Source organism: Gammaproteobacteria bacterium (assembly GCA_030949385.1).
Taxonomy (GTDB): domain Bacteria; phylum Pseudomonadota; class Gammaproteobacteria; order JAUZRS01; family JAUZRS01; genus JAUZRS01.
Window position 1 is genome coordinate 289317 of sequence record JAUZSP010000002.1, and the last position, 13491, is coordinate 302807.

The following is a 13491-nucleotide window of genomic DNA, read 5'->3' on the forward strand; positions in this document are numbered from 1 at the left end:
CACTTTTGATGACATAAAGATGAAAGAGATCACAATGTTAAACAGCGTATTTGAGACGCAAATTGCCAGTTTGCCACTTCTCCATCGCGGCAAAGTCCGCGATATTTATGAGATCGACGCTCAACGAATGTTGATCATCACCACAGACAGAATCTCGGCGTTTGATGTCATTATGCCGACGCCCGTTGCTGGCAAAGGCGTGTTATTGACGCAGATCTCAAATTTTTGGTTTCAACGCAGTGCTGATTTGATTCCGAATCAGCTCTTAGAGCTGGATCTGGAATCGTTGCTGCCTGATCCTGCTGAGCGTGCTCAGGCGGAGGGGCGGGCTATTATTGTCAAACGCTTACGGGCTTTGCCGATTGAAGCGATTGTGCGCGGCTACCTAATCGGTTCCGGTTGGAAAGATTATCAGTGTAACGGTGCCGTTTGTGGCTTGAAACTGCCTGAGGGGTTGCAATTATCTGACCAACTTCCTGAATCTATTTATACCCCGTCCACCAAAGCGGCGGTGGGCGCGCATGATCAGAACGTTGATTTTGAGCATACGGTGGCTTTATTGGGTGCAAAACGAGCCGAGGAAGTACGTGAGGTGAGCTTAAAGCTTTATCGTATGGCGGCAACGTACGCCGCTGAGCGGGGCATTATTATTGCAGACACCAAATTTGAATTTGGCTTGGACGAAGAGGATAACTTGGTGCTGATTGATGAGGTTTTGACCCCCGATTCATCGCGTTTTTGGCCAGCAGATCAGTACCAAGTGGGGATCAGTCCACCAAGTTTTGACAAACAATTTTTGCGCGATTATTTAGAAACTCTGGATTGGAACAAAGAAGCGCCCGGCCCTGCACTGCCCGCAGAGGTGGTGGTGCAGACCACAGAGAAATACGCCGAAGTGGTACGACGGTTGATGGCTTAGGCGATGAAAGGTCTGTTTATTACCGGCACAGATACGGGGGTCGGGAAAACCTATCTGGGGGTGCAGATTGCGCAGACGCTGTTTCAACTGGGAGAGCCGATTCGGCCACGAAAACCGTTGGAGTCCGGTTGTCTTGCTACTGTTGATGGTTTGTTGCCTGCCGATGGTCACGCGTATTGGCAGGCCATTGAGAGGTGTGAGTCGCTGGCTGTGATCACTCCACATCGCTTTGAAGAGAAGGTCTCTCCGGCGCGTGCGGCGCGTTTAAACCGGCTTTCTTTGAGCTTGGGCGAGTTGAAAAAGGCGTGTTTACAGGATGTTATGGCAGATGATTTCTTATTGCTGGAAGGCGCGGGTGGGTTTTATTCACCTCTGTTAGACGGTGTGTTGAATGCGGATTTAGCGCAAGCGATGGCGTTGCCCGTATTGCTGGTGGCGGAGGATCGTTTGGGCTGCATCAATCAGGTGTTGTTGTCATTGGAGGCGATTGAACGCCGTGGTTTGGTTTTGGCTGGGGTGGTGTTGAATCGTTTTCAGGGAGCCGCTGGGTCTCATCCTGATCTGGATAACGAGCAGGATTTGCGCAGGCTGGGGGTGGACGTTCACCCGCTGGCTGAAAACGAAGGCATTAGTTTGGAGTTGCTCAGTGGCCTGTTGAGGTTAAATCAGGCTGCTGATGATGCTGCTGATAAATTTGATCGTAACGAGGGTCAGAAGTAGGAAGGTGCCACGGCTGGCCCAGATCAGAGTGGTGTTGTGATGCTTCATTATTATTTTCCTTAAGCGTATGTCAATTATTGATCAATAATAAAGCTAGTAATGCACGTTTTGCGCCAATTTTCTTTAGGTTGACAGGCTGAGACGGCTTGGCCAGACTGACGCGCTTTAAACGCCTTGTTTATCCCTCTTATTTTTGTGAGAACATCCCGATGTCAAAATCCTCAAACAGCAGTTTAACCAAACAGATCATGATCGCCATGATCGTCGGTGCCTTTTTGGGCATCGTTTTGAATCAGGTGGCTCCGCCTGGTGAGGAGAGCCTGATTAACAGTTGGTTGGTGGGTGGACTACTGACGGTAATGGGGGCGATTTTTGTCTCAGCGTTGAAAATGATGGTGGTGCCGTTGGTGTTTGTTTCTTTGGTGGGCGGGGTGACCAATTTGGGTGATCTTTCAGCTTTGGGACGCATCGGCGGCAAAGCGCTGCTGTTTTATCTTTTGACCACCGCGATTGCCGTTACCATCGCCTTGACCTTGGCGGTCTCCAGTGGTGTGGGGGAAGGCTTTGAGAAGAGCAGCGAGGCGAGTTTTGCTGCTAAAGAAGCGCCTTCATTGAGTCAGGTGATCATCGACATGGTACCGAGCAACCCCTTTGCGGCTCTGGCTGAAGGTAATATGTTGCAGATCATCGTTTTTGCCATGTTGTTTGGCATTGCGATTACCCTTTCTGGTGAGCGCGGCAAACACGTTTTGAACCTGTTTAAAGACCTTGATGTGGTGATTATGAAGATGGTGGACATCGTCATGAAGTTAGCTCCCATCGGGGTCTTCTGCTTGATTGCCAAAACCTTTGCTACTCAGGGGATGGACATTATTTTGCCACTGGCGCAGTACTTCTTGATGGTGGTGCTGGCGCTGCTGCTGCACGCCGTGGGTACCTTTGGTTTTATGTTGAAAGTGGTGGCGGGTCTGAATCCGCTGCGCTTTTTTACCAAAATGCGCGCTACTCAGTTGTTTGCTTTTAGTACTGCCAGCAGCAGTGCGACCATTCCCGTGACCTTGAAAACCGTTGAACATCAGTTGGGTGTGAAAAACTCGGTGGCGTCGTTCACGGTGCCGCTGGGCGCAACCATCAATATGGACGGCACGGCGATTATGCAAGGGGTGGCGACGGTCTTTATCGCCAATGTCTACGGCGTGGATCTGGGCATGTCGGAGTATTTGATGGTGGTGGTGACGGCAACGTTGGCTTCCATTGGTACCGCTGGAGTGCCGGGTGTGGGGTTGATTATGTTGGCGATGGTGTTGGGTCAGGTGGGGCTGCCCATTGAGGGCATTGCTTTGATCATCGGGGTGGATCGTTTGCTGGACATGATGCGTACGGCGGTCAATGTCACTGGGGATGCTACGGCTGCTTGTCTGATTGCCAAGAGCGAGGGAGCGTTGGATCAGGCGCGTTTTGATGATCCAGCGCCCGCGCAGAAAACCGAAGGGGTTTAGGGTGGTTTTTTGTGTTTAATTAGGTTTAGGGTGGTGTGTTGAAGGTGAATTTATGATCCAATACATGCTCCTGTTTTTGGCTTAATTTCAAAGGTGATGCACGCATGTCGATGTCGGACCGCGATGGTTGGATTTGGTTGGATGGTGAATTGGTGCCGTGGCGTGAGGCGAAAGTCCACGTTTTAACTCATACTCTGCATTATGGCATGGGTGTTTTTGAGGGCGTCAGGGCGTATCAAACCGATGGTGGTGCGGCGATTTTCCGTCTTGAAGAGCACACCAAGCGCCTCTTCAATTCGGCGAAAATTTTGCAAATGCCGATGCCTTTTGATACACAAACCATCAGCGAAGCGCAGAAAATGGTGGTGCGGGAAAACAATCTCTCCTCTGCGTATTTACGCCCGATGTGTTTTTATGGTTCCGAAGGCATGGGGTTGCGTGCAGACAACCTTAATGTCCACTGCATGATTGCGGCATGGGAGTGGGGTTCATATCTCGGTGCGGATAATATGGAGCGCGGCATTCGCATCAAGACCTCTTCTTATACCCGTCACCACGTCAACATCACCATGTGCAAAGCCAAAGCGAATGGCAATTACATGAATTCGATGATGGCGCTGCGAGAGGCGATGAACGACGGCTACGACGAAGCGATGCTACTGGATAATGAAGGTTATGTGGCGGAAGGCAGCGGTGAAAATATTTTTATTATCCGTGATGGCACCATTTACACGCCTGATTTGACCTCGGCTCTGGATGGTATTACTCGCAATACCATCATGCATCTGGCTAAAGAAATTAATGTGCCGATCATTGAAAAACGCATCACCCGTGACGAGGTTTACATTGCCGATGAAGCGTTTTTTACCGGTACTGCTGCGGAAGTGACGCCGATTCGGGAAGTGGACAATCGTACGATTGGTAACGGTGGTCGTGGTCCGATTACAGAAAAATTGCAGACGATGTATTTTGATCAGGTTCACGGTCGTCGTGAGCAGTATCCCGAGTGGTTGAGCTTGGTTAAATAAGCTTTTCTGAACCCGTACCTTATTCGTTAGGAATATATGATGCCTAAAGCCAACAGCAGCGCCCAAACCGATCTGAAAACCCCCAATGCAGAGAACCGTTACGAAGTGACGCAGGTGGACTTGCCACTGCGTTGCCCGTTGCCTGGTAGCAGTTTGTGGGACTCACACCCACGGGTGTTTGTGCCGTTGAACGATGAGGGTGAGGGTAAATGCCCCTATTGTGGGGCTGAGTATCATTTGCAAGATTGATTTAGCGCCGCGATTTCGATTCTGCTGTGAGTGAAAAGACCCGTCGTTGACGGGCTTTTTTATGTCTAATAACCGTAGCTGCTTGCACTGCCCATGCCTGGGCTGGGAAGCGCCGCCATAGACATGCCTTTGGTCTCTGGAAAGAGAAAGTCGGCAATGCGTTCAGAGACTTTGCCGTCGGTTTTTCCCAGCAGTTCGCGGCTGTAGCCGTTGCGTCTACGAGTGTATTCGTCAGGCATGGCGAGTTGCTGCTCTACCATTTTTTTCAGCGCGTTGTAATCATCTGCGTGTGGACACATATTGGCGTATTGGAAAATTTTGTGATCCAAGGTTTTTTGCAACCGATAGTTCAGTGGGCCTCGATAGCTCCAGTGCAGATCAAAAAAATCCAGCCAGATACTGGGTTGGTCTTGGGCGGCGAATTCGAACAAGGTCGATGAGGCATCCGCAATCAACAGATCTGTGGCTGCCATGTAGGGCAGAACGGAAGATTCCGATGGCGGTATGACATAGACGTTTTCAAACTCGGCCCACTCAGCAATTCTATTGCGATCGCTGCGGTATTTTTCTTCGCTGCAGGTGAGCGGGTGCGGCTTGATAATGAGGTTGTAATCGGCGTAGTCATCAGGCCACTCTTCCGGCATTTGGCTGATGGAATTGGGTTCAAATGTAGGGGCATAAAGAAGCGTTTTACGGTCGTGTTTTAGCCCTAATTCTTCGAGATTGACGTAGGGCAGATCGGTGTCAGGTGAGAATAAAGGGTCTAACTTGGGGTAACCGACGGTCAATGTGCGTTTATCTGGATAACGTTTACGCAGTTCACGAGCGTAATAGGGACCTTCTACAAAACGAATGCTCATTTCCATCAGTTGGGGTTTATAGATGTCATTTTTTACCCCAATAGCATGGTAAATCTGTGCTGTTTTGCAGGTGCGACGTGGTTTTGGCAGTTTGTTTAGGTATTCGCACTCATCACCAAACAGAATCCAAGTGGGACGATTGATGTGATGATAGGAAATCGCTTGTTGGTGTGAGTAGACGATTTGAGCTTGTACGCTCTCCTTGCGAATCAGCCGACGAATGTGCTTGATGTTGTGTTGATCTGCGTGAAAGAGGATTTCACAGGTGATGTTGCGGCGCTCCAATTCACGGTAAACCGGCAGGAATTGGTCGAGGTAATAGGGCTGCTGTGCATCGAAGCAGACAGACCGTAAATCATTTTTTGTGCTCATAGGCGATGATAATAGTTGAGTTGTGGGTCGCTTTTCAATTAGCGAAATCGATTTTGTTATCAACAGCGTAGCGGTTATTATCCATTTGTTAAGAAATTTTCGATATCTTGGCTCATTTAGGCGCTTGAAGCTGTTTTTTTATAAATACCGCTTCGATACACATTATCCTCTTGGACTGATTTTTTTATGATACGACACTTACCGAGGATCAAAAAGGGAATTATGATTGTTATTGAGGCTCTTGATCGTGTGAGAATCCATTTATGATGCCGCTTTCTGATGCACTCTTTTCCAGTCATCGCGTGTTGGTGGTGGGTGATGTGATGTTGGATCGTTATTGGTCGGGCAGTACGGATCGAATCTCTCCTGAGGCACCGGTTCCGGTGGTGAAGATCAGTGAATGCAAGAATCGTCCCGGTGGTGCAGCGAATGTGGCTCTGAATGTGGTTGCTCTGGGTTGTCAAGTGAGTCTATTGGGTTTGATTGGTGATGATGAGCAGGGTGAGGCTTTAAAATTATCTCTGTTGTCGTCGGGTCTGCACGATGAGCTGTTGATTGAAGCCGGTGCCATGACCATCAGCAAGTTACGGGTGATGAGCCGTCATCAGCAGTTGATTCGCCTAGATCAAGAGGACGGTTTTAAGACGGTGGATCATCAGCGTCTGCTGCGCCGCTTTCAGGCCCTGTTGCCTCAGGCGAATCTGGTTGTTCTTTCCGATTACGCCAAAGGTACTCTTGATTCCATTTCGAGCCAATTGATTGCTGCGTGTCAAGCAGCAGACGTGCCGGTTTTGGTAGACCCCAAGGGGGGGGATTTCAGTTGTTATGCTGGTGCGACGTTGATCACCCCCAATTTGTCAGAGTTTGAGGCCATCGTGGGTTCTTGTAAGAATGAATTGGAACTGATGGCGCGGGCGGACACCCTGATGCAGGAGCTCTCGTTGGAGGCGCTGTTGGTGACACGCAGTGAAGCGGGTATGAGTCTTTTTCATCGTGGTTTAGCACCCCAGCATCTGCCAGCCGAGGTGCATGAAGTGTACGATGTAACGGGAGCTGGAGATACGGTAATTGCAGTCTTGGCAGCCAGTTTGGCGTGCGGTTTTTCTATGGCGGATGGGGCTACCTTGGCCAATCGAGCGGCGGGTTTGGTAGTGGCGAAATTGGGTGCTTCCAGTGTCAGTTTAGCTGAGATGCGTGCCGCCTTTGCGCTGGAGTCTGCTGGGATTTCCCGTGGTGTGGTGGGGCAGGAGGCGCTGCTGTTGCGGGTGGCGGAGGCTAAACATCTGGGTGAATCGGTGGTGATGACCAATGGCTGTTTTGATATTTTGCACGCAGGGCATGTGCAGTACCTGCAACAGGCCAAAGCGTTGGGAGATCGTCTGATCGTGGCGGTTAATGATGACGCTTCGGTGGCGGCTCTAAAAGGCGCTGAACGGCCTCTGAATCCACTGGCCGAACGGATGGCGTTGTTGGCCGCGCTGACGTGTGTCGATTGGGTGGTGGCCTTTTCAGGTGAAACGCCTGAGGAACTGATTTGCGCGGTGTTGCCGCACATTTTGGTCAAGGGCGGTGACTATCGTCCTGAGCAGATTGCCGGTTACGACTGTGTGATGCAGAGCGGCGGTGATGTGCGGGTGTTGGCGTTTAAAAATGGCTGTTCAACCAGTTCCTTAGTAGAAAAAATTCGCCGTTCTTAAGTTTGGGCTTGCCAAGCCAGCAGCGCATCGAGTTTTTCTGTGACCTCTTTGACTTGGATTAAGAGCATGGCTTCGGGGTGACGCACCCGTTGTCCCCAGCGCACCTCTGACTCTGTTTTGTTGAGGTACTTTTTCAGAGCATCGGGGTAGCGATTAACGCACCAGGGCAAGGCGTTGTAAGGGCCGGTGCGCTTGGGGTTGGAGCTGGCATACAGCCCAATTACGGGAGTACCCAAGGCGTTGGCCATGTGGGCGGGACCGGTGTCGGGCGAGATCACCACGCTGGCGCGGGCTAAAACCGCCAGCAGTTGTTTGATGCGGGTTTTACCGACCAGATTGATGATCGGTACGCTGCTGTTGTTTTGAATCGCCGCTGCCATCTTGATCTCGATGGGGTGCGGACTGCCGCTTAAGACCACTGCCATGCCGTGCTGGTGGGCGTGTTGCGCGACCTCTACGTAGCGGTCGGCTGACCAGTTGCGAAAATTGCGTGAGCGGTTGCTGCTACAGGCGTTGATGACCAGAATGGGTTGATTTTCTGGCAGCCGTTGCTGAGCAAATTCGATGGCTTCTGTAGGCAACGGTAGGTGCCATTGTGGTGGTTGTGGTGGAATGCCCAGCGTCGTTAAAAAGCCGAAAAAGCCTTCTAAGACGTGTTGTTGTGGTTGGGCGGCAATTTTTCGATTGCTAAACAGCCACTGAAAATCCCGCGCTCTGCTGCGATCAAAACCGAGCTTGAGAGGCGCTTTGATCCAGCGTGAGATCAGACTGGCGCGCAGAGCTACTTGCATCATCAGCAGCAGATCAAAGTTGCGTTCTGTCAGTTGACGTTTGAGCTGTTTCCGACCGGCTTTGCCGGATTTTTTGTTGTAAATAATCAGCTCAATATTGGTCAGACCGTCGATCATCTCCGCTTCCAGTGAGCCAATAATCCAACTGATTTTTGTGTTAGGCCACTGCTGTTGCAGTTGCAGTATCACGGGTAGAACGTGGCTAACATCACCAAGAGCCGAGAGGCGTAATAGGCAGATGGAGCGGGGAGGAGTAGCAAAAATGAGAGGCATATGCAGATAAAAGAGCAAAAAATCAAAGAGTTGAACATCCTATACGATGCCGATGAATTTGTTAAGCCAGAGCCGAGGTTGTTTGAGCGAGATTATTTACAGGCGGCAGGTTTGTTGCGTCGTCAGCGTTTGGTGGGACGCGGTGAGGTGTTGTTTTTTATCTGGCAATCAAAGAGGTATGTGTTGCGTCACTATCAACGAGGCGGGTTGATGGCCGCGTTGTTGGGTGATCGTTATTTTTTTGGCGGCGTGCAGCGCAGTCGAGCGTGGCGGGAGTGGTTGTTGTTGCAGGAGCTGCATCAGTTGGGGCTGCCGGTACCGCAGCCCTTGGCGGCTCGTCTGGTTCGCAATGGGCTTTTTTACCGTGCGGATCTGATCACAGCTCAGATTGAGGACGCACAGACCTTGGGGGAGTGGCTGTTGCAGGGGGTATCAGCGTCGTTGTGGCGTGAGGTGGGGGTGGTGGTTCGGCGTTTTCATGATTTTGGGGTGTTTCATGCGGATCTGAATCTGAATAATATTTTGCTGGATGAACAGGGGGCTGTTTATCTGTTGGATTTTGATAAGGGCGATCGGCGCAGGGTTAAACGCGATTGGCAGCAGGCCAATTTAGCGCGTCTGTTGCGCTCGTTGCAGAAGCAGAAAAGAGCGCAGCCAGAGACGCGGTTTAGCACCGCTGATTGGCAGGTGTTGCTGGCCGGTTACGGGGCTTAGAGCGAGCAGGTGGATTTGAGCGCCTTGAGGTAGCGCGCTACCACGGTGCTCTCTTGTTGCATCAGAGCTTGGGCATTGTGAGCCAAGTGTGCGCGTTTTTTGGGCTGATTTAACAGCATTTGGACGGTTTCGGATAGTTCGTTTTCGTTGCTGATTTGCAGCAGTGCGTTGTGGTTTAAAAACAGATCAACCTCCGCTTGAAAATTAAACATATGTGCGCCGCAAATAATGGGCTTGCCGAGCCGAGCCGGTTCCAGCAAATTTTGGCCACCGTGGGCAATCAGGCTGCCGCCGATAAAGACCAGTTCGGCGTGTGTCATGAAGAAGTTTAGCTCGCCCAAGGTGTCGGCTAAGTAGAGGTCGGTGTGCTGCTGAACGGTTTCACTTTGGCTGCGTGAGGCGATCTGGAGTTTGAGTGGTGCTAAGGTGTGCAAAATCTGTTGGCGGCGTTCGGGGTGACGTGGGGCGATGACCAGCAGGTGTTGAGGGTGGTGGTGTTTGATCTGTTGCCAGAGTTTGGCCAGACGCAACTCTTCATCGTCGTGGGTTGAAATGGCGAGCAGGTAGGGGCGTTGCAGTGGCGTTTCTGTTGTGTGTTCGAGGGCTTGTGGGGCAAATTTAAGGTTGCCAATGATCTGAATTTGTTCTGGATGTGCGCCTAATTTTTGAAAGTTTTCCCCATCTTGGCTGGATTTGGCCAATACGCTGATGTTTTTCAGTGCTTGTTGGTAGGCCCAGCGAAAAATACGGGGGCTGTTGAGGGTGCGCTGTGACAGGCGGGCATTGATGATGGTTAGGGGGATTTGTTGTTGTTGGCAACGGTGGTAGAGATTGGGCCAAATTTCTGTCTCCATTATCAGTGCGCAGCGTGGGTGTATGACGTTGAGAAAATGGCGCATCAGCAGTGGGTAGTCCAGTGGCAGGTAGCTGAGAGTGACACGCTCGCCTAATTGGTTGGCGGCAGTTTGCTGGCCGGTGGGGGTGTTGGTGGTGAGTAAAAAGGCGGCGTTGGGGTGCTGTTTTAGGAGGGCTTCCAACAGTGGTAGGGCGGCATTAACCTCGCCTACAGAAGCGCAGTGCAGCCAGATGGGCTGGTTCATTTGGGGTTGTTGACAGCCAAAGCGTTGCCAAAAGTAGCGCCGATCGCCGTCCCTAAAACTGCGCCGTAGGGTGTAGAGCGCGACAAGAGGGAAAAATAGGATCAGCAGCAGACGGTAAGGCAGGTGCTTCATGCGTAAGGGTCTTTTTGTCCGGCTTGTTCGCTTTTAAAGCGTTTGTGAACCCAGAGATATTGTTCAGGTACTTGTTTTATTTGAGTTTCAAACAGGTGGTTGATGCGTTGTGTGTCGGCTTCGAGATCTTTGCTTGGAAAGTCTGTCAATGGCGCTTGAAATTCAAACTCATAACCTGTGCCGTTGGGCAGACGGCGAGGCAAAATGGGTACGATGGCGGCACCGCTGAGGCGTGCGAGGCGCGCTGTGGCCGGAGTGGTGATGACGGGGTGGCCAAAGTAGTTGACGATAATACCGCCGCGACTCTGTTTGCTCGATTGATCGGGGGCGTACCAGAGTTTTTCACCCTGTTTGAGTTTACGGATCATCTGACGCACATCTCGGTGGGTGATCATGGTTTGAAAATAGCGTTTGCGCCGATTTTGCATTACGGCATTGAAGAGCGGGTTTTTCGGTTCAGCAAAAGTGACATGGCTGGCGACGTTCAGCGCACCCTAGACGGATGGCAATTTCAACGGTGGTGAAATGGGCGATGAGGATGATGACACCTCGGCCATTTTTTCAGCGGCGTGTATGTGTTCCAAGCCTTTTATTTTACAGCGTTTTTGTAGCCATTCGGGTGAGCGCCACCAAGCCATGCCCATTTCAAATAGGCTGATGCCAAGAGAATGAAAGTGCTCTTTTAGTAGTTGCTGGTGTTTTTCAGCACCCAAATTGGGAAAGCAGATTCTTATATTGGTGCTGGCAATGGCGCGCCGTTTGGGAATTAAATGATAAAGTAGAGTGCCTAAACCGTTGCCCAGCTGGATCTGCCAGCGGAAAGGAAGGTGGCAGAGCAGCCACAATAGGCCGAGACTGAACCAAACGGGCCAGTAACGAGGGGTTAAAAAGGCACGGTAACTCATAACGAGTGACTTCATCTCTCTGGAAAAAAGCCGATTATAGCCCTTGCTGGAAAATTTGAGGGTTGTTGCTTTGGTTGTTATGCGGCTGTTTTGAGTTTAATTGACTGTTTTTCAATGTTTTTGTTATTTTTTGAGAATATATTTCTCTTTGTTGTTGAGTGTGTTTTTCTGATCAGAAGAAGAAATTATTGCTGTTTTGCTTTAGAAAGAGATTGCAACATTTCCCGTTAATGTATACTTTACTTTAACTTATCACTATAACTTAATGTCAGACCTTAGGAATTTTTGGTTTGAGAGCAGTCGAGAATGTGGAGTGATTCCGTTTATGGCTCAGGCAACGCTGAATAAAATGGCGGCTAAAACGTACGCAATGGGTGATTTTATGAGATACAAACGTGCAGGCTTGCTCGGTTCTTTGTTGCTGTTAGTGAGCTGTAGCTCGGTGCCCACTGTTGAGGAGATGGAGCTTGAACGAGCGAAAAATGTGGTTGAAGATCTGGAGAAGATTCGCCCCGCTGATCTCTTGGTCTTTGAGCAGCCGCTGACGTTAGATGAGGTGTTGGAGATTGGTCTGAGCAACAACCTTGAGTTGCGCATGGCTGACTTTGAACAGCAGATTTCTGATGACGTGGCGGTGGCTGCGAAGTTGTCGATGCTGCCTAATTTGGATGCTAATGCCTCTTCAGTGGATCGTACCAATCTGCCTGCTTCAGATGCCTTCAATGTGGATACCGGTTTGGTGGAACGCCAGAGTACGGTTGCAGAATTAAGACATACGGAAAAAGCCAACTTAACTCTGACCTGGAATGTGTTGGATTTTATGATGTCCTACACCCGTTCTAAACAGGCGGAAATGGAGCGTCAGGCAACGCGTTTGCGGCGGCAACGGCAAGCGCAAAATTTAGCTCTGGATCTGACCGATAACTATTGGAAAGCGGCCATCGCGGAGGATGCTCTGGATCATGTGCGTCGTGTTGAAGCGGAGTTGGATCAACAAAAAAAGCAGCTGCAACGTGAAAGCAGTAACTCCAACGCAGATAAATTTGCGATTAAAGAGGCAGAGCTAAGGCTGCTGGAGTTGGAACTCTCTATTCGTCAATTACAGGCCAACCTTTCTAAGGCACGTCTTGATTTGGCCAATCTCATGGGGCTGAATCAGAGCGTTAAGTTTTCTCTGGCGCGGGTAGATATTCAACCTATTATTGCTGATTTGCCTCGTCCTGAAGAGTTGGATATTTTCCAACTGGAAGAGTACGCCTTGAAACATCGTCCTGAACTGTATGAACAAGATCTTAAAGTTCATGTGCAGCGAGAGGAGGCTTATAACGCCTTGCTAAGAATGTTTCCTGGTTTTTCTCTGTTTGCTGGTCGTCATTACGATGGCAATACGCTTTTGAGGGCGAACTATTGGGGCTCCGTTGGTGCCAATTTGAGCATGGATCTGTTTGCTTTGCCCTCACGTTACATGCAGATGCAGGGTGAAGAGAAGGCGGTGGAATTACTGAAAGTACAGCGTTTGATGATGACCGCTGGAGTGATTACTCAAACTCATGTGGCTCTGCTTGATTACGCCATTAAGGTGGATCGTTTTCTGTTGCTGGAAGAGACCTACACCCTCTCTTCGGAGTTGCTTGAGATGATGAGAAATAAAGATCGCATTCAAAATGGCTCACGAACAAGCAGTAGTCTTCCCGTTACGCAAAAAATATTGGAAGAGATGGCGGCTAAATTACGGCGCGACGAAGCCGTGGTGGAGTTGTTGGCGGCACATAAGCGTCTGTTTGTCAGTTTAGGTGTGGACCCGAGTAAGTGGAACTTGGGTTTTGAAGCGTTGGGCATTACTCGTTTGGCACTGGATCCGAGTCGTGATAATTCGATGGACTTAGAGGTAATGGAAAATCAGGCGGTTGCCAATGTGCTCTCTTTTGATCAGGAGCCGTCTTCTGGCGTGAGTTCCATGATGAACAAATACCTTTGGTCTGTGCAGGTCGGGGCGTTCAAACGCACCATTGGACCGGCGCGTATCTTGACTCAGGTAGAGAGCTTGGTGGATCGTTTGGATCCGCGTGATGCGGTTATGAGCAATACACAACAGAACGGTGTAACACTCAGGCGGGTGCGTTTTGTCGGACTTTCAGAGCCTCAATCACGCAGTATTTGTGATGAGTGGCGCAGTCACGACTTAGAGTGCTGGAGCGTGAGACCCGGTTATTAATAGGATGTAAAAGAAAG

Annotated in this window: 11 protein-coding genes and 1 pseudogene; 8 read left to right on the forward strand and 4 right to left on the reverse strand. The window is 50.2% G+C overall.

Annotation, left to right across the window (positions count from 1 at the left end; genetic code table 11):
* The first annotated feature begins 34 nt into the window (after nt 1–34).
* The 5 genes from Q9O24_03400 (at nt 35) to Q9O24_03420 (ending at nt 4415) form a co-directional block, all read left to right on the forward strand.
* The gene (locus tag Q9O24_03400) at nt 35–919 is read left to right on the forward strand and encodes a phosphoribosylaminoimidazolesuccinocarboxamide synthase (GenBank protein ID MDQ7074197.1); all 885 of its coding nucleotides are present in this window, start codon (nt 35–37) and stop codon (nt 917–919) included.
* A gap of 3 nt (nt 920–922) precedes the next feature.
* Nucleotides 923–1639 (forward strand): dethiobiotin synthase, encoded by a 717-nt coding sequence (bioD, locus tag Q9O24_03405; protein ID MDQ7074198.1) that lies wholly within the window; start codon nt 923–925, stop codon nt 1637–1639.
* A gap of 209 nt (nt 1640–1848) precedes the next feature.
* Nucleotides 1849–3138, forward strand: a complete 1290-nt coding sequence (locus Q9O24_03410; GenBank protein MDQ7074199.1) for a dicarboxylate/amino acid:cation symporter — start codon at nt 1849–1851, stop codon at nt 3136–3138.
* 104 nt (nt 3139–3242) lie between these two features.
* Nucleotides 3243–4166: a branched-chain amino acid transaminase gene (locus Q9O24_03415; GenBank protein MDQ7074200.1), complete on the forward strand. Its 924-nt coding sequence runs from the start codon at nt 3243–3245 to the stop codon at nt 4164–4166.
* Nucleotides 4167–4205: 39 nt separating this feature from the next.
* Nucleotides 4206–4415 carry a zinc-finger domain-containing protein gene (locus Q9O24_03420; GenBank protein ID MDQ7074201.1) on the forward strand — a complete coding sequence of 70 codons (210 nt, stop codon included), beginning with the start codon at nt 4206–4208 and terminating at the stop codon, nt 4413–4415.
* A gap of 65 nt (nt 4416–4480) precedes the next feature.
* Here the strand turns inward: Q9O24_03420 and Q9O24_03425 are convergent, their stop codons facing one another.
* A complete protein-coding gene (locus tag Q9O24_03425) occupies nt 4481–5647 on the reverse strand; it encodes a CDP-glycerol glycerophosphotransferase family protein (GenBank protein ID MDQ7074202.1) in 1167 nt (388 codons plus the stop codon).
* 266 nt (nt 5648–5913) lie between these two features.
* Here Q9O24_03425 and hldE point away from each other — a divergent pair, with 266 nt between their 5' ends.
* A complete protein-coding gene (gene hldE, locus Q9O24_03430; GenBank protein MDQ7074203.1) occupies nt 5914–7344 on the forward strand; it encodes a bifunctional D-glycero-beta-D-manno-heptose-7-phosphate kinase/D-glycero-beta-D-manno-heptose 1-phosphate adenylyltransferase HldE in 1431 nt (476 codons plus the stop codon).
* Here the strand turns inward: hldE and Q9O24_03435 are convergent.
* Complete coding sequence (locus Q9O24_03435) at nt 7341–8408, reverse strand: glycosyltransferase family 9 protein (GenBank protein MDQ7074204.1); 1068 nt, start codon at nt 8406–8408, stop codon at nt 7341–7343. The two genes, hldE and Q9O24_03435, sit on opposite strands and share 4 nt — an antisense overlap.
* Between Q9O24_03435 and Q9O24_03440 the strand changes: the two genes are divergently transcribed.
* The gene (locus Q9O24_03440) at nt 8409–9122 is read left to right on the forward strand and encodes a 3-deoxy-D-manno-octulosonic acid kinase (GenBank protein ID MDQ7074205.1); all 714 of its coding nucleotides are present in this window, start codon (nt 8409–8411) and stop codon (nt 9120–9122) included. It begins immediately after the preceding gene.
* Here the strand turns inward: Q9O24_03440 and Q9O24_03445 are convergent.
* Nucleotides 9119–10354 (reverse strand): 3-deoxy-D-manno-octulosonic acid transferase, encoded by a 1236-nt coding sequence (locus tag Q9O24_03445; protein ID MDQ7074206.1) that lies wholly within the window; start codon nt 10352–10354, stop codon nt 9119–9121. The genes Q9O24_03440 and Q9O24_03445 overlap by 4 nt on opposite strands.
* Nucleotides 10351–11259: pseudogene (locus tag Q9O24_03450) on the reverse strand (lipid A biosynthesis lauroyl acyltransferase). Before Q9O24_03450 ends, Q9O24_03445 begins: the two are co-directional and overlap by 4 nt.
* 325 nt (nt 11260–11584) lie before the next feature.
* Between Q9O24_03450 and Q9O24_03455 the strand changes: the two are divergent.
* A complete protein-coding gene (locus Q9O24_03455; GenBank protein MDQ7074207.1) occupies nt 11585–13474 on the forward strand; it encodes a TolC family protein in 1890 nt (629 codons plus the stop codon).
* Nucleotides 13475–13491 lie beyond the last annotated feature (17 nt).

Excerpts from the sequence above, each read along its gene's own strand:
- Q9O24_03400 (MDQ7074197.1), top strand. The coding sequence starts at position 35 with ATGTTAAACAGCGTATTTGAGACGCAAATTGCCAGTTTGCCACTTCTC.
- Q9O24_03435 (MDQ7074204.1), bottom strand. The coding sequence starts at position 8,408 with ATGCCTCTCATTTTTGCTACTCCTCCCCGCTCCATCTGCCTATTACGC.
- Q9O24_03440 (MDQ7074205.1), top strand. The coding sequence starts at position 8,409 with ATGCAGATAAAAGAGCAAAAAATCAAAGAGTTGAACATCCTATACGAT.
- hldE (MDQ7074203.1), top strand. The coding sequence starts at position 5,914 with ATGCCGCTTTCTGATGCACTCTTTTCCAGTCATCGCGTGTTGGTGGTG.
- bioD (MDQ7074198.1), top strand. The coding sequence starts at position 923 with ATGAAAGGTCTGTTTATTACCGGCACAGATACGGGGGTCGGGAAAACC.
- Q9O24_03425 (MDQ7074202.1), bottom strand. The coding sequence starts at position 5,647 with ATGAGCACAAAAAATGATTTACGGTCTGTCTGCTTCGATGCACAGCAG.
- Q9O24_03410 (MDQ7074199.1), top strand. The coding sequence starts at position 1,849 with ATGTCAAAATCCTCAAACAGCAGTTTAACCAAACAGATCATGATCGCC.
- Q9O24_03415 (MDQ7074200.1), top strand. The coding sequence starts at position 3,243 with ATGTCGATGTCGGACCGCGATGGTTGGATTTGGTTGGATGGTGAATTG.
- Q9O24_03455 (MDQ7074207.1), top strand. The coding sequence starts at position 11,585 with ATGGCTCAGGCAACGCTGAATAAAATGGCGGCTAAAACGTACGCAATG.
- Q9O24_03445 (MDQ7074206.1), bottom strand. The coding sequence starts at position 10,354 with ATGAAGCACCTGCCTTACCGTCTGCTGCTGATCCTATTTTTCCCTCTT.
- Q9O24_03420 (MDQ7074201.1), top strand. The coding sequence starts at position 4,206 with ATGCCTAAAGCCAACAGCAGCGCCCAAACCGATCTGAAAACCCCCAAT.